General features: G+C 39.8%; 16 protein-coding genes. 11 read left to right on the top strand and 5 right to left on the bottom strand.

The annotated features are described in order from the left end of the window. Window positions 1-26: 26 nt before the first annotated feature. Together serC and ACWF5P_RS06815 are read right to left on the bottom strand one after the other, a co-directional pair. Window positions 27-1,130: a 3-phosphoserine/phosphohydroxythreonine transaminase gene (gene serC / locus ACWF5P_RS06820; RefSeq protein ID WP_434168837.1), complete on the bottom strand. Its 1,104-nt coding sequence runs from the start codon at window positions 1,128-1,130 to the stop codon at window positions 27-29. Between the two features lie 253 nt (window positions 1,131-1,383). Beyond that, complete coding sequence (locus tag ACWF5P_RS06815; protein WP_053534082.1) at window positions 1,384-1,806, bottom strand: HIT family protein; 423 nt, start codon at window positions 1,804-1,806, stop codon at window positions 1,384-1,386. A gap of 659 nt (window positions 1,807-2,465) precedes the next feature. On the opposite strand from ACWF5P_RS06815, the gene ACWF5P_RS06810 reads away from it, so the two are divergent. The 3 genes from ACWF5P_RS06810 (at window position 2,466) to ACWF5P_RS06800 (ending at window position 5,348) form a co-directional block, all read left to right on the top strand. After that, window positions 2,466-3,209, top strand: coding sequence for an ABC transporter ATP-binding protein (locus ACWF5P_RS06810; RefSeq protein WP_101224178.1), 744 nt, complete (start codon window positions 2,466-2,468; stop codon window positions 3,207-3,209). After that, complete coding sequence (locus tag ACWF5P_RS06805) at window positions 3,202-4,410, top strand: ABC transporter permease (RefSeq protein WP_452444735.1); 1,209 nt, start codon at window positions 3,202-3,204, stop codon at window positions 4,408-4,410. The genes ACWF5P_RS06810 and ACWF5P_RS06805 overlap by 8 nt, the downstream gene beginning before the upstream one ends. 233 nt (window positions 4,411-4,643) lie before the next feature. Next, on the top strand, window positions 4,644-5,348 hold the full coding sequence (locus ACWF5P_RS06800) for an EcsC family protein (RefSeq protein WP_101224176.1): 705 nt from the start codon (window positions 4,644-4,646) through the stop codon (window positions 5,346-5,348). 28 nt (window positions 5,349-5,376) lie between these two features. Here the strand turns inward: ACWF5P_RS06800 and ACWF5P_RS06795 are convergent, their stop codons facing one another. Continuing rightward, entirely contained in the window at window positions 5,377-6,588 is a 1,212-nt protein-coding gene (locus ACWF5P_RS06795) for a M20 family metallopeptidase (protein ID WP_452444734.1), read from the bottom strand. 92 nt (window positions 6,589-6,680) lie between these two features. On the opposite strand from ACWF5P_RS06795, the gene ACWF5P_RS06790 reads away from it, so the two are divergent. Next, the gene (locus tag ACWF5P_RS06790; protein WP_101224174.1) at window positions 6,681-7,304 is read left to right on the top strand and encodes a phosphatase PAP2 family protein; all 624 of its coding nucleotides are present in this window, start codon (window positions 6,681-6,683) and stop codon (window positions 7,302-7,304) included. A 175-nt stretch (window positions 7,305-7,479) separates the two neighbouring features. Here ACWF5P_RS06790 and ACWF5P_RS06785 read toward each other — a convergent pair whose 3' ends face one another. Beyond that, entirely contained in the window at window positions 7,480-7,995 is a 516-nt protein-coding gene (locus tag ACWF5P_RS06785) for an antibiotic biosynthesis monooxygenase family protein (protein ID WP_101224173.1), read from the bottom strand. Window positions 7,996-8,266: 271 nt separating this feature from the next. On the opposite strand from ACWF5P_RS06785, the gene hemE reads away from it, so the two are divergent. From hemE to ACWF5P_RS06770, 3 genes are all read left to right on the top strand, one after another. After that, on the top strand, window positions 8,267-9,310 hold the full coding sequence (gene hemE, locus ACWF5P_RS06780; RefSeq protein WP_101224172.1) for a uroporphyrinogen decarboxylase: 1,044 nt from the start codon (window positions 8,267-8,269) through the stop codon (window positions 9,308-9,310). A gap of 78 nt (window positions 9,311-9,388) precedes the next feature. Then, window positions 9,389-10,324 (top strand): ferrochelatase, encoded by a 936-nt coding sequence (hemH, locus tag ACWF5P_RS06775; protein ID WP_101224171.1) that lies wholly within the window; start codon window positions 9,389-9,391, stop codon window positions 10,322-10,324. A gap of 278 nt (window positions 10,325-10,602) precedes the next feature. Further along, complete coding sequence (locus tag ACWF5P_RS06770; protein ID WP_452444733.1) at window positions 10,603-11,178, top strand: TetR/AcrR family transcriptional regulator; 576 nt, start codon at window positions 10,603-10,605, stop codon at window positions 11,176-11,178. 160 nt (window positions 11,179-11,338) lie between these two features. On the opposite strand, the gene yhfH is transcribed toward ACWF5P_RS06770, so the two are convergent. Continuing rightward, the gene (yhfH, locus tag ACWF5P_RS06765; protein ID WP_101224169.1) at window positions 11,339-11,467 is read right to left on the bottom strand and encodes a protein YhfH; all 129 of its coding nucleotides are present in this window, start codon (window positions 11,465-11,467) and stop codon (window positions 11,339-11,341) included. Window positions 11,468-11,640: 173 nt separating this feature from the next. Here yhfH and ACWF5P_RS06760 point away from each other — a divergent pair, with 173 nt between their 5' ends. From ACWF5P_RS06760 to ACWF5P_RS06745, 4 genes are all read left to right on the top strand, one after another. Beyond that, a complete protein-coding gene (locus tag ACWF5P_RS06760; RefSeq protein ID WP_101224168.1) occupies window positions 11,641-12,375 on the top strand; it encodes an MBL fold metallo-hydrolase in 735 nt (244 codons plus the stop codon). Between the two features lie 41 nt (window positions 12,376-12,416). Then, window positions 12,417-13,406, top strand: coding sequence for a lipoate--protein ligase (locus ACWF5P_RS06755; protein WP_101224167.1), 990 nt, complete (start codon window positions 12,417-12,419; stop codon window positions 13,404-13,406). Between the two features lie 179 nt (window positions 13,407-13,585). Further along, the gene (locus tag ACWF5P_RS06750) at window positions 13,586-15,130 is read left to right on the top strand and encodes a fatty acid--CoA ligase family protein (protein ID WP_230177346.1); all 1,545 of its coding nucleotides are present in this window, start codon (window positions 13,586-13,588) and stop codon (window positions 15,128-15,130) included. A gap of 172 nt (window positions 15,131-15,302) precedes the next feature. Next, window positions 15,303-15,830, top strand: a complete 528-nt coding sequence (locus ACWF5P_RS06745; protein ID WP_101224165.1) for an HD domain-containing protein — start codon at window positions 15,303-15,305, stop codon at window positions 15,828-15,830. Window positions 15,831-15,983 lie beyond the last annotated feature (153 nt).

The raw sequence follows: 15,983 nt of genomic DNA, 5'->3' as shown, positions 1-15,983 counted from the left end.
TTTTTTAGAAGTCATATTTGTTTGATTTATAGGGTTTGAGCTTCCTTCGCTTTATACGACTCCTGGAACTTCTTCATGAAATCAGCAAGGTCCTGGCAATGGGATAGAGGGACCGCATTATAGATGGAAGCTCTGCAGCCGCCGATGGAACGGTGACCATTCAGTCCTACGAATCCGGCTTGCTTCACTTCTTTAAGGAATTGTGCTTCAGCTTCTTCTGACGGAAGCGTGAACGTTACATTCATCAATGAACGGCTGTCCGGTAGGGCATGGCCTTTATAAAAACCATCACTGCCGTCAATGGCATCGTAAATGACTTTTGCTTTTTCTTCATTGATCTCAGCAATCTTTTCCACGCCGCCCTGTTCTTTTGCCCAATCCAACACAAGGGACAATAAGTAAATGGCCAATGTCGGAGGAGTGTTGTATAAAGATTTATTTTTTGAATGGATAGAATAGTTCATCATGGACGGGATTTTGTCATTATCCGTTATTAAGTCTTTACGGATGATTACGACAGTGATTCCAGACGGACCTAGATTCTTTTGTGCACCTGCATAGATGATGCCGAATTTACTAATATCAATCTTTTTGCTGAGAATATCACTTGACATATCGGCTACTAAAGGAATGTTGCCTGTTTCCGGGAAATCTTTCCACTGTGTTCCGTAAATCGTATTATTGCTTGTGATATGAAGATATGCAGCATCATCATTCAATTTGATATCTTCGACTTTAGGGATGAACGTATATTTTTCATCTTTGGATGAAGCGACTACGGCCGTTTCACCAACCTTTTTGGCTTCTTTTAATGCTTTTTCCGACCAAGAACCAGTGAGGACATAATCTGCCCTTTTTTCATCATTCAAAATGTTCATGGGAATCATGGAGAATTGCAGACTTGCTCCTCCTTGCAGCAGGAGAACTTCATAATTCTCAGGAATTTCCATAAGGTCTTTTAATGATTGGATGGCATGGTTATGAATTTTTTCGAATTCCGAACTTCTATGGCTTAATTCCATGACGGACATACCGGAATCCTCAATATTCAACCATTCGTTTTGGGCTCTTTGTAAAACTTCTAAGGGAAGGGCGGCTGGCCCAGCGTTAAAATTGCGTGCACGTTTCAATTTTTTTCCTCCTATGCGACTATGTGATAAAGTATTTGAGACTATTCATATATCCTACCAGAAAACTAAATTCAATAGGAGGAAAATTTAGAATTTTAAGTGACAATCTATTTTAATGATAGTCCAAAGTAAAAAAAGGTCCTGCACTTTAAAGTGAGGACCAAATTAGGATCATTGTTTTTTCATGCAACAAGCGTCGATTCTTTTAAAAAGATATTAAGAAAGGCTAAAGAAACCTTCATTTGCCAACAGTTCATTTTAAATGCTGTGCAATGGAGTCAGCGATTTGTTTCAGGTCATCTGGTGTATAGTCGCTGGTATTCGTTTTCCAAACTGCCCCAAATCCGTCACCTTCCCCATGTCGTGGAATTAAATGCATGTGAAAATGGAAAACGGACTGTCCTGCAGCTTCCCCGTTATTGTTTAAAAGGTTCAGGCCTACAGGTTGGAATTCCTGTTTCATGGCGCGGGCAATTTCCGGTACCACTTCAAAAAGATTCTTGGCAATCTCAGGTGTCAACTCATAAAGATTTTCCTTATGTACTTTAGGTATTACCAGTGTATGGCCTTTTGTTACTTGACTGATATCGAGAAAGGCCAATACATGTTCATTTTCGAAAACTTTACTGCTTGGAATTTCCCCGTCGATTATTTTGCAAAATATGCAATCACTCATTAAAAACGCTCCTTTAAAAGTTAATGTATTTGGTTAATCGTACCATAGCTTGAATCCTTGAGAAAAGGAAAAATCATAAAAACAGGATGCAACATTAAGTTGCACCCTGCCTGTCGAAAAAGGGGGTTTTGCTTCAAAATTCGCATTAGCATAAATTCTCTGCGACAAACACCTCATCTACATTTTAGTAAAATACGGTTATTATCTGATTAGAGATTTTCCATTCAAAGCAACCATCTCCTATATCTTTAAAGTTTCATCAACTTTCAAAGCATAATTGATAATTATTGAATGATTTTTCTGCTTTTACGTGCAAGAGAACCATCTCCTTGCTCGAAACGATTTTTTTTATGAAGCTTCTGGTTTAATTCAGTTATACGTCTTTAACTGACACCTCATTTACAATATGATGTGAATCATTTGTAATAAATCTTATGGGTATTTCAGTGTAATACGTCTTTAACTGACACCTCATTTACAATATGATGTGAATCACACGTAATGACTAACCCCTTCTTCCTTAATTATGATGACCACAAAGGAGGAGAAATATAATTAGTTATTTATGGAAATTTAGTTCCGGGAACACTCGACTATATAAAAGCAGGAGAATTTGATAAAATGGAAATAAGAACCTCTATATAGAAAGGATCGTTTATATGTCCTTATTGGAAATAAAGCAATTAGTGGGCGGATACACGAAAACGCCCGTTTTAAAAGGAATAAGTTTTGAAATTCAGCCAAATGAGCTAGTAGGGTTAATTGGGCTCAACGGGGCTGGGAAAAGTACGACAATCAAACATATCATCGGACTCATGGAGCCGAAAGGCGGAAGTGTCTCGATTCATGGTAAAACACTTGCCCAGGACCCGGATACATATCGTAAACAATTCACTTATGTTCCAGAAACGCCAATTCTGTATGATGAGCTTACACTTGAGGAGCATTTAAAGCTTACTGCCATGGCACATGGTTTGGCGGAAGCCACATATAAAGAAAGGATGGACGTTCTGTTAAAGGAATTCCATATGGAGAAAAGGCTTAAATGGTTCCCGGCACATTTTTCAAAGGGAATGAAGCAAAAGGTCATGATCATGTGCGCCTTTTTAGTGCAGCCGTCTTTATATATCGTCGACGAACCATTCGTGGGTCTTGATCCATTAGGCATTCAATCCTTGCTTGACTTGATGAGGAAGATGAAAGAGAGCGGTGCGGGAATTCTAATGTCTACACATATACTGGCGACAGCCGAGAGGTATTGTGATTCTTTCATCATATTGCATAATGGAGAAATTCGGGCAAAAGGCAATCTTGAGCAGCTTCGTGAACAATTTTCCATGCCGGGGGCAACTCTGGACGATTTATATATCCAATTGACGAAAGAAGAAATCGGTCATGAATAGTCAAAATCTCTGGAAGGAAAGATATTTAGGCTATATAAATGAAACGCAAAAATATCTTCGTTATATTTTTAATGGCCATCTTGTTTTTGTCATGGTATTGGTTCTAGGTGGCTTGGCATATTATTACAGTGATTGGGTGAAGACGTTAAACAGTGATTTCCCTGCTGAATTGATCATAGCCTTAGTTTTATCGATCATTGTAACCAGAAGCCCGATAAATACTTTCTTGAAAGAACCCGATACGGTATTCCTGCTTCCGCTTGAAACGAAGTTGAGAAGCTATTTCAAGAATTCACTGATATTAAGCTGGGTCATGCAAGGCTTTATTCTTCTTGTTGTCCTGATTGCATCGATACCGATGTATTCGAAAGTTACGGGGGCAGGAGGTAAGGACCTTGGAATTATCCTGGTCGTATTGCTTATTTTGAAGTTTTTGAATTTAACCATGCGCTGGCTGGTATTGAAATATCAGGATACATCAGTGAGCCATTGGGATTCTCTCATCCGTTTTTTACTTAATGGAGTGATTCTTTATTTCATCTGTTCAAGGGCAAATATACTGTTTGCACTTATAATCTTCTTATTATTGTTAGGTCTTTACATGTATTACCGAAGCGCAACTAAAGGTTTTGTGCTGAAGTGGGAACGGCTGGTGGAACTGGAGAACAAACGGATGAATTCTTTCTATCGAATAGCGAACATGTTTACAGATGTTCCTCATTTGAAAGGGAAGGTAGCGAGAAGGAAATGGATGGACTGGCTATTATCACTCATTCCGTATGGTGATAAATCAACTTATACCTATCTTTACGCCCGTACTCTGCTGCGATCCAATGATTATGTGGGCCTTTGTTTGCGTTTAACTATCATTGGATCCGTGATTTTAAGTGTATTCACTAACATATGGGCACATTTGATTGTAACGTTCATGTTCCTATTCATGACAGCCCTGCAACTGCTGCCGGTTTGGAAGGCTCATGAATGGAAAGTATGGGTCTCACTATATCCATTGCCAGCAAAAATGAGAGAATCTGCGGTCATAAAGCTAATTTCCTATTTCCTATTATTTGAGGACCTTGTCTTCAGTTTGGTCCTGCTAGTGAAAGGGGAATGGATGTCCGCTTTAGCCGCCTTGGCAATGGGGCTTGTTTTCATATTCGGTTTTAAAATCTATGCAGCAAAGAAAATTAAAAACTTTTAGCAGAAGCTGATTTTCAAAAAATCAGCTTTTTCTTTATTAATGTTTCAGTTGATTTCAGAAATCATCTCCCTTTCCGCCGACTGTCTGCCAAGCCTCCTCGGCGCAAGCGTGGAGTGGAAAACAACGTTCGAATTTTACAAACCCTCAAAAAAAACGTTTCAGTTGATTTTATGAAAATTGAAAATAAAAGCCTCGTAGGGGGTATATACATATTTAACGGAGGTGTTAAATGAATGGATGAATATGAACAAAAGGCATTTTCGGAACTAATATCATGGAAAAAGAAAGTAGCCAAGAAATCTGGCAGGCTTGAGCGGATGTCCAAAAAGGCGCAGATCAAATTGAATAGTTATATTCCAGACCGAGTGCACAAAATGATTACTGATAGTATTAAAGGGATGATAGAGGCCGTATTATCAGGTTCTAAATATATGTCTAAAGAAAAAAATGTAGTGCTACTATCCTTGCAGCAAAAAGAAGAGTGGGTTGCGGAAACTGTAACGGCATATCGGAAAACGGCCGTTATAGAAGGTGTGGGAACCGGAGCGGCAGGGCTTTTAATTGGATTGGCTGATTTCCCATTACTGCTTAGCATCAAGATGAAATTATTATTCGAACTATCCCGTATATACGGTTTCGATCCAAATAAATATGAGGAACGATTATTCATTCTCCATATCTTCCAGATGGCATTTTCAAGCGAGGAGAAGAAATTGGAAACTTTACAGGTAATAGAGGAATGGGATTCAGGGAAATGGCCGGAAATAGACTGGCAAGAATTTCAGCAGGAATATCGCGATCACATCGATGTCATCAAAATGTTCCAGCTCGTTCCAGGTATTGGGGCAGCTGTCGGTGGATATGCCAACCATCATTTGTTGGAACATCTTGGGGAAACGGCTGTCAATTGTTACCGAATCAGACTTCTTAAAGAGTAAGGGACGGGGGTAACCCGTCCCTTCACCATTACCGCAATAAAGATTCATTCACCATTTGGGATGATTGTTTCTTATTGTGATAAGTTACCGCTGCAGTGCCTAATATTTTGGCTGCAATGAGCATCGCATTTTCATCAATATCAAACAAAGGATGATGATGCGGATATGTATGTTCATTTTTTGGCCTGGCTCCCGTAAAGAAGAATGTACCTTTTACATTTTGTAAATAATAAGAAAAATCTTCACCTGTCATATCCGGGTCAATTTCCTCTGTAATCAAAACTTCCTTGACTGACTCAGTGCTTTCGATGAGGAATTTAGTTTCCTCAACATGTGGAATAACAGCTGGATAACCTTGAAAGTATTGATATTCATAGGTGCAGTCCGCAGCTATGCAGGTTCCTTTAACAATCCGCTCTATTTCTTCGCTAATGAATGAACGGACATCTTCCTTGAATGTGCGGACGGTCCCGATTATTTTAGCCTTATCTGCAATGACGTTAAAGGCATTATCTGCTACAAAGGAACCGACGGTAATGACTGCAGAATCTATTGGGTTTAGGCGGCGGCTCACGATTTGCTGCAGGGCTATGACGAGCTGAGAGCCGACTACGATTGCATCACGGGTTTTATGCGGCTGGGCTCCATGCCCGCCCTGCCCTTGAATGGTGATTTCAAAACGGTCAGCAGCGGCCATAAGGGGTCCATAAGCGTATTGGACTGTTCCGGTTGGGGCCGTTGCCCATAAATGGGTGCCGAAAATTACATCCACTCCATCAAGGCAGCCAGCCTCAATCATCGGTTTGGCACCCCCTGGAGCATATTCTTCAGCATGCTGGTGGATAAATATATATTCACCTTCGAGCTCAACCTTCAGTTCATTCAGATTTTTTGCAAGGACAAGGAGTGTCGCTGTATGGCCATCGTGTCCACACGCATGCATTACCCCGGGTACGGAAGATTTATAGGGAACTTCTTTTTCATCTTGAATGGGTAAGGCGTCGAAATCAGCGCGCAATGCTACGGTTTTACCAGGCTTACTGCCTGTGACCTTGGCAATAACACCATTACCGCCTACATTTGTTCGGTGTTCGATTCCAAGTTTTTCATAATATCCGGCGATGAAGGCCGCCGTTTGGGTTTCTTGAAAAGAAAGCTCGGGGTTTTGATGAAGATAACGCCGGATGGATACCATTTCTTCATATGAACCATCTAGAAGATCGTGTAATCGCTGTATCATTTTGCACCTCCCAATGATTGGATTAATTGTAAATAGTATATCATATTCTGAATAATCCAAAGTATATTAAATACCTCGAGGAGAGATATATAATGATTAAATATTTCTGGATTGCTTTGGTTTTGCTTTGCATGTTGCTATTCTTTTTTTTGATGCATGAAGTCCAAAGTGAGGAGGCTTTAGCGTTCGATACATATGTTGCGGAACTTTTTTCGGTAGGTGAAAATACTTTTTCGTTCACTTTCTTCAAAACCATTACCTATCTTGGGAAATCCAAGTTCATTGGTTTTGGAAGCTTATTATGTGTTCTCTATTTGTGGATAATAAAGAAGGATTATTGGACCATGGCCGTCTTCTCTATCGGAATTGCTGGGGGTGATGTGTTAAACGGGTGGATAAAAAATCATGTGAAAAGAGTCCGTCCTGAAAATCATTTGATGGATACCGCTGGCTTCAGTTTTCCAAGTGGCCACGCAATGGTGGGCCTTATTTTCTTCAGTATGGTTGCTTATTTAATCATGAAAGAAATTAAAGGAAACTCATTGAAATGGGCATTAGGAATCGGTTTCTTTTGTCTCATTCTGCTAATTGGTGTCAGCAGGATTGCTATGAAGGTTCATTTTCCAACTGATATCTTTGCAGGTTATGCATTAGGCGCGGCATATAGTTTAACCTTGTTTAAATTGCATAAATTCCTGGGGCCTAGAGTACTTTGAAAAAAGGATTCAGATAAAATATATGTAAATATCCGTTGTATTTCCCCGGAAATAAAGAAGGAATTTGTCGGATTGTTATAGGTCTTTATGATTTTTTAGCGTCCAAATAACGATCTGCATTACTATGAAAAGGCCCATCCTTAAGGGGATGGGCCTTTTATTGAGCAAGAATGGATTATTCTTCGGAATCCTTCACCAATGTATATTGAGTAACATAGGCTTCACCCGAAAACATCTTCTGGCTGGAATTCGTAACGGGAGCTTTGGAGTCGCTGTTATGCGCCATCTTAAAGGAACCGGAATTCTTCCAGTTCAGGAAATCAGCTTGTTTCTCCCAAATCGTTAGAATTACATAAGTTTCAGAATTGATTGGCCGCAGGACACGAAGTGCGACGAAACCTGGTTCATTTTCAATGAATCCGGCCCTGTTTTTAAAACGATGTTCGAATACCGGCCTTCCTTCTTCACTTACAGGGATATTGTTCATGACTACATACCCATGATCCTGAAGGTTTCCTTTCCCATCAACTACTTCATACTTACGTGGAGAGCTGAAGATCGTTTTACCTGTTGTTTCATGTAAAAGTACTGCAGTGTCAGGATTTTGCATAAGTAATATTTTTTCATTCGGGTGCTTATCTTTTTTGATTTTTAAAAAATCGTAAGTGCCTGATGTGATGAATACATTCATAAATTCCCCTCCAATTTCTATATAGAACCTGTATACCCATTTTACCCAATGAATAGTGCTTTTACCATTTCCAAACTAACCATTAGGCTTGTAAACCGGTAAGATATTTATAAAAACGTCGATTTTCTGACAAATATATAGGTTGGCTATACTTCTATTATAGAAAAAGCTATAGTTTAAGGAGATTCGATTTGAAATTCAACATCCTTCTGATATTCTATGTAGGTAATGAATAAAAATAGAAACGTGATTGCTTGAAAGGTGGATATTAATGTCTAAGGAAATTACGAATGATACATTCTTAAAAGCTGCGAGAGGAGAGAAAACGGATCATGTGCCTGTTTGGTATATGCGTCAGGCCGGCCGTTCACAGCCGGAATACCGTAAATTGAAAGAGAAGTACTCTCTTTTTGAAATTACTCATCAGCCGGAATTATGCGCTTATGTAACTAGATTGCCAGTCGAGCAATATGATGTAGACGCTGCGATTTTATATAAAGATATAATGACACCGCTACCAGCCATTGGTGTCGATGTTGAGATTAAGTCCGGAATCGGTCCGGTCATATCCAATCCGATCCAATCGGTATCAGATGTTGAAAAATTAGGTGAATTGAACCCAGAGAAAGACATCCCATATGTGTTGGACACGATTAAATTATTGACCACGGAGCAATTGTCCGTTCCTTTGATCGGTTTCTCCGGGGCTCCGTTCACCATTGCTTCATACATGATTGAAGGCGGCCCCTCCAAAAATTACAATAAGACGAAAGCTTTCATGTATACAGAGCCAAAGGCATGGTTTGCATTAATGGATAAGTTAGCGGATATGATCATCATCTATGTCAAGTCGCAAATCAAAGCTGGCGTTAAAGCCATCCAAATCTTTGATTCCTGGGTGGGTGCTTTGAATGTTGAAGATTACCGCGTATTCATCAAGCCGATCATGACTCGTATCTTTTCATCATTGCGTGAAGAAAATGTACCGCTAATCATGTTCGGGGTCGGCGCAAGTCACTTGGCACTTGAGTGGAATGATCTTCCGATTGATGTAGTCGGGCTTGATTGGAGACTGCCAATTACAGAAGCAAGACAAATGGGAATCCAGAAAACGGTACAAGGTAATCTAGATCCTGCCCTGCTATTATCTTCATGGGATGTTATAGAAGAACGGACGAAAAGGATCCTGGATCAGGGCATGGAGCAGGACGGCTACATCTTTAATCTTGGTCATGGGGTTTTCCCGTCCGTAAATCCGGATACACTGAAGAGGCTGACCGCTTTCATTCATGAATATTCATCAAAAATGAAGTAAGGTGAGCGAACCATTTGCTAGAACTCCTTAATTGGATGCACAATAAAAGAACGAAATCTTTAAAAGAGGTGTAACTTCATGTCAAGAAAAAAAATGGGCCTTTTAGTCATGGCTTATGGTACTCCATACACTGAAGAGGATATTGAAAGGTATTATACACATATTCGTCATGGGAGACGGCCAAGCGACGAATTGATTGCCGACCTAAAGGGCAGATATGAAGCGATCGGTGGATTATCCCCGCTTGCAAAAATAACGGCAGGACAAGCTGAAGCACTTGAAAAGAAATTGAATTCCGTTCAGGAGGAAGTTGAATTCAAGGCATATCTTGGACTGAAACATATTGAACCTTTTGTTGAAGACGCAGTGAAACAAATGCATGAAGATGGAATCAAAGAAGCGGTCAGTATAGTATTGGCTCCGCATTTTTCCACATTCAGCGTGAAGTCTTATAATGGACGTGCCCAGGATGAAGCAGCTAAATTGGGGAACCTCACCATCACTTCCGTTGAAAGCTGGTATGATGAGCCAAAATTCATCCAATATTGGGTAGACCAAGTAAAAGAAGTAATCGGGAAAATGACCTCGGAAGAACGCGATAATTTCGCTTTGATTGTGTCGGCACATAGCCTCCCTGAAAAAATCCTGCAATCGGGAGATCCGTATCCAAATCAACTGAAAGAAACGGCAGACATGATCGCTGAAGGCGCAGGGGTTAGCAATTATGCAGTAGGCTGGCAAAGCGCTGGACAAACACCTGAACCATGGTTGGGACCTGATGTACAGGATTTAACCAGAGATCTTCATCAAGCAAAAGGTTATAAAGCTTTCATTTATATTCCTGTAGGCTTTGTTGCCGAGCACCTTGAAGTCCTTTATGATAACGATTATGAATGTAAGGTTGTGACGGAAGAGATTGGTGCAGGCTACTATAGGCCGGATATGCCCAATGTTAAACCTGAATTCATCGATGCTTTGGCAACAATCATTTTAAACAGATTACAGGAAAAGTGATCAGTCAATAGGAGAAAGTAGTTTAACCATGTTTGCAATGTGCTCTACATATTTACATGTGAAGTTGAAAGATGTTGTACAACTGGCAAAGCGCCGCTTTCTTTTTACTTGACCTTGGTGAGTTAAATGAATACTCGAAAAAGTGGCTGTCCAGTAATGAGGATGGCCATTGTTTCTATAAGTAATTGAAAATATAATTGAAAAGACTGAAAATTTTTGGTATGATATCGTTGAACATAATGACTGTTTTGTCCGTTTGGTCAGGATTGAGGTGGGAAATGTCTGTTGATCGTAAAAAATTAATTTTAGAAGCTGCGACCAAGTCGTTTTCACTTTTTGGATATAAGGCAACGACGATGGATCAAGTCGCTAAAATTGCCAATGTGGGAAAAGGGACCATTTATACCTTTTATAAAAATAAAGAAGAGCTGTTTAAAGAAATCGTTCAGCGGTTGATAGAGGAAATGAAATATGAGGCGGAACAATCTTTGGATGACCAACTTGCCTTTTTTGAAAACCTGCATCGGGCCGTTTATCGAATTCTGGAGTTCAGGCAGGAACATCAATTATCTTTGAAACTTCTTCAGGAAGAGCGCGAAATTGGGACGCCGGCCGTTCAGGAAATGGTTAATGAAATGGAAGAAGCCATTGTCTCCTACATTAAGGAAAAACTAAAGATAGCGATTGATAAGGGCTATATACAGCCTTGCGATCCAGAGATAACAGCATTCCTGATGCTAAAGATGTACCTAGCCCTGATTTTTGATTGGGAAAGGAACCATGCCCCATTAGAGAAAGAGGAAATTGCTGAACTATTTAAAATATATTTATTCAAAGGATTATCCGTTACGTGATAATTCTATTTTTTTTTGCTCAAATGCAATGAACCCCAAATAAAAAGAAGAGATACCGTTCGGTACCTCTTCTTTTTATTTGGGGTTTTCAGCTGCGAAACCGAAACCATATATGAATTCATCCTTGTATTTGGGAAGTGGATGGTGAAACACAGGACAACTACTCTCCAGATAGGCAATGATCACAGTGGTTTCCATAACATTCGTGCTGTTCTTCAATTTTTTTTCCGCATTCCGTGCATTGTTTCGGTGGCAGGTTTTTAAAGAACTCAACGCTACTTTGAAGCATGAACATCATCTCCTTAATTTTTTTATTATTCGCTTTTCTATGGTTTTATTGTATTATAACAGATTTTGAATGTCAATTAATGTTTTATAACATAAGTAAAAAAGGTGAAATAAGGGCAAGAATAGTTTATATTAATGGGGAAGTCATTGAGAGAAAAAAAGGAGTGCCTAAGCATGAAAATCACCGTAATTGGCTGCTGGGGCGGTTATCCAGCTAAAAATGAGGCAAGTTCCGGCTATTTGCTTGAATATGAAGATTTTCGCATTCTGCTTGATTGTGGCAGCGGTGTTCTATCACAGCTGCAAAACCATATGAAGCCGGAGGATCTTGGTGCAGTTGTATTATCCCACTATCATCCGGATCATGTAGCGGATATTGGTGTACTGCAGCACGCTGCGTTCATACAGCAGATATTGGGCAGCGAAAAAAGGACCATTCCTATTTATGGTCATGATTTGGACGAAGTCGAATTTGGTAAGTTAACTTATAAAGACGTGACAAAGGGGATAGCTTTCTCTGCTGATCAACCCTTAACAATTGGACCGTGTAAATTTACGTTCATGAAAACGAAACATCCAGTACCGTGTTTTGCAATGAGGATTGAAGCTGAAAATCATTCGATAGTTTACACAGGTGACAGTTCATATATGGATGAGCTTGCAGATTTCGCTAAAGACGCAAATGTTTTATTATGTGAAAGTAACTTTTACAGTGATATGGATGGGTCAAAGGCGGGGCATATGACGGCAAGGGAAGCGGGCATGCTGGCAGAAAAGGCTGACGTCCAGCTTTTGCTGTTAACTCACCTCCCTCATTATGGGAATCTTGATCAACTGAAAAAAGAAGCATCCGAGGTATTCAAAAGAGAAATAGCTGTAGCCAAAACCAATCTTGAATTTCAACTATAAATGAAACATCGGGGATATGAAGTCTACAAGGAGGAACAACTGTGCTTTTTATTGATAATAAGGGAATTACAGATCCAAGAATTAATCTGGCCATCGAAGAATATGCGCTTAAACATTTAAATATAGATGAAACCTATCTTCTATTTTACATTAATCGTCCTTCAATCATCATAGGAAGGAATCAAAATACGATTGAAGAAATCAATTCCGATTATGTAGATGGAAATGGCATTACAGTTGTTCGCCGCCTTTCCGGGGGTGGAGCGGTTTATCATGACCTAGGGAATCTCAATTTCAGCTTCATTACGAGAGATGATGGGGATAGTTTCCATAACTTTAAGAAATTCACCCAGCCTGTCGTGGAAACGCTCGAGAAACTAGGAATACATGCTGAATTGAGTGGTCGTAACGATATTCTGGCTGAAGGAAAGAAGATTTCGGGAAACGCGATGTTCTCAACTAAGGGCAGGATGTTCAGTCATGGGACATTGCTGTTTCAATCAGAAATGGATCACATTGTATCTGCTTTAAAAGTGAAAAAAGATAAAATCGAGTCCAAAGGGATTAAATCGATAAGAAGCCGTGTCGGTAATATTGCCGATTTCCTAAAAGAACCGATGTCTGTTGAAGAATTCCGTTCATTCCTTCTGCAAAATATTTTCAAAGAGAGCGGAAAGGTAACAGAGTATGTTTTAACCGAGACGGATTGGGAGAAAATTCACGAAATCTCGGAAGAAAGATATCAAAACTGGGAGTGGAATTACGGGAAATCACCTAAATTCAACTTGCAAAACTCACATAGATTCCCTGTGGGATCTGTTGATATCCGCCTTGAAGTGAACAGGGGAATCATTGAAAATTGTAAAATCTACGGCGATTTCTTCGGGGTCGGAGAGGTTACGGATATTGAACAAAAGCTTACTGGAATACGCTATGAAAAGGAAGCAATCAGCAGGGTACTAGATGAGATTGATGTTCGTCATTATTTTGGCAATGTAACGAAAGAAGAAATATTGGCTTTAATATATTAAGCCTGAAAAGCCGTCCCGACTTAATGGGATGGCTTTTGTTCCTGATAATGACAGTAATTGCTGGAATATGGATAAAATTGTTGCTGTGATCGCATTCTTTTAATATAATAAAAATGTATTTAGTTTACCATAAAAATGAATGACTATTCATTCATGCTATTTGCAGGGGAGGGAGAAAGATGAATTTATCTGAACAGCTTCATCAAATGGCTTTAAAAAAGGCAGGTAAGCCAGCATATTACTTTATGGATCAATCCACTTCATATGGGGAATTGGATAAAGCCGTTACGAAGTTCGCAGACGAATTACATAGGCTTGGTGTTTCAAAGGGTGATAACATTGCGCTGCTATTAGGCAACTCTCCACATTTCATCATTTCGTTGTATGGAGCTATGCGAGCAGGGGCGACCGTAATTCCCGTCAATCCAATTTACACACCTGACGAGATTGGTTATATCCTGAATAATGGCGATGTAAAGGTTGTTGTGGCATTAGATAAGCTTTTACCCTTACTTGAGAAAATGAACCCGATTCTCTCAAGCGTAGAACAATATGTGATTTGTGAAACGCAGCCTGATAATGGGGATATTAGCAAATTTAACATCTACCCAAAAATGAAATCGTTTACAAAAATGATCGAATCGGGGGATGAAGGCTTTAAAGGTCCAGAACTGGATCCTGAAGATACGGCAATCATACTCTATACTTCGGGAACAACGGGGAAACCAAAGGGGGCCATGCTCACACATACCAATATCTACTCCAATGCACATGATATTGGTGAATATTTAAGAATCACGGAAAGTGACCGTGTCATTACGACATTGCCAATGTTCCATGTTTTCAGTTTAACGGTAGTTGTGAATGCCCCATTGATAAGCGGAGGTACGCTTTTAATTGTCCCGCAATTCAGTCCAAAGGAAATATTCAGGCAAATCAAAAAATATGATGCGACCGTTTTTGCTGGAGTGCCTACGATGTATAACTTTCTTTTCCAATATCCAGATGCGAAAGAAGATGCTTTAAAGTCGTTACGCATTTGCATATCGGGCGGATCCGCCATGCCGGTGTCCTTGCTTGAATCATTCGAGCGGAAATTTAATGTCAGGGTTTCAGAAGGATATGGCCTATCCGAAGCTTCTCCTGTTACCTGCTTCAATCCTTTGGATCGTCCAAGGAAGGCGGGATCCATCGGAACCTCCATCCTTAGGGTGGAAAACAAAGTGGTCAATGAGCTTGGAGAAGAAGTGCCGATCAATGGGGTAGGGGAATTGATTGTCAGAGGTCCGAATGTAATGAAAGGGTATTATAAAATGCCTGAAGAATCAGCCGCTGTCTTGAAAGATGGCTGGTTATATACAGGCGATTTAGCCAGGATGGATGATGAAGGCTATTTTTTCATTGTAGATCGTAAAAAGGAGCTTATTATCGTCGGTGGCTATAATGTCTATCCACGTGAAGTGGAGGAGGTTCTGTATGCCCATCCTGAAGTAGTTGAGGCGGCTGCCATAGGCGTTCCCGATCCCAATCAGGGGGAAGTGGTTAAATGCTTTGTGGTAAAGAAAAACAATGCATTGACCGAGGAAGAACTGCTTTCCTATTGCATGGAACACTTGGCCAAATATAAGGTACCGGCAAAAATTGAGTTTTTGGATGAACTTCCAAAAAACGCGACAGGTAAAATTTTACGACGCTCTTTGAAAAACCATGTACTGCAAAACTGAATTCATTGATCGATCATTGCCTATCTATAACCGGCAATGGTCCTTTTTTTGTACAACCAAAGTGTATCAAGCTGCATAAAATATATCGGAGAAACTTAAAACCTTGATTCTTGTTTAGAAAAGAGTTATGATAGTCATTAAAAATTTCCACATAATTGTAAGGAGGGGTTAGATGAGAGATGTAAAGCTTTTGGATATTTTTACACATCCCATTGCTCAAAAATACTTGAACCGTTCAGGGCTGTCACATGCGATTGCGGTAGCATACCATGCTTTTCACTTAGCAAACGAATATAATGTCGACCCTGATATTGCTGCTAAAGCTGGACTTTTGCATGATATGGGTCATTTCACCTGGTATCGCAATGGTAAATGGGATTATGATCTTTATAAACAAAATGATATTCACCCCATAAAAGGTGCAGAACGAGCACATAAACTGTTAATCCGCTTGGGAGAAAACCCGATTAAGGCAAAGACCATTTCCCTCGCCATCTTATTTCACACCGATTCGTTCTTACCTTCAAATGATATTATTCGTACACCGCTTCAGCAAGTCGTCAAATGGGCCGACGAAAAAGATGAAGAAGAAGGTGGAAAACACCATTATCGCAAAATTGATTTTCCACGGGCAAAGGAGAGCATCATGAAACTTGATACGCTCATAGATGAGGAACAAAGAAAAAGGCTATCATCCTGAAGGCAAACGGGTTGATAGCCTTTTTATGTCAGGAGGGGCATATTTAATTAAAGTATTTTACAGTTTAAATTTGTTATCAGGTGAATTAATGATGTAAAATATAGACCATTAGAACTATTTCTCTGCGGGAAATTATAAAAACGATCGGATTAA

The sequence above is a fragment of the Peribacillus sp. NPDC055009 genome, assembly GCF_053608705.1.
The sequence above is the reverse complement of the archived record's forward strand: the minus strand, read 5'-3'. Positions and strand labels throughout refer to the sequence as shown.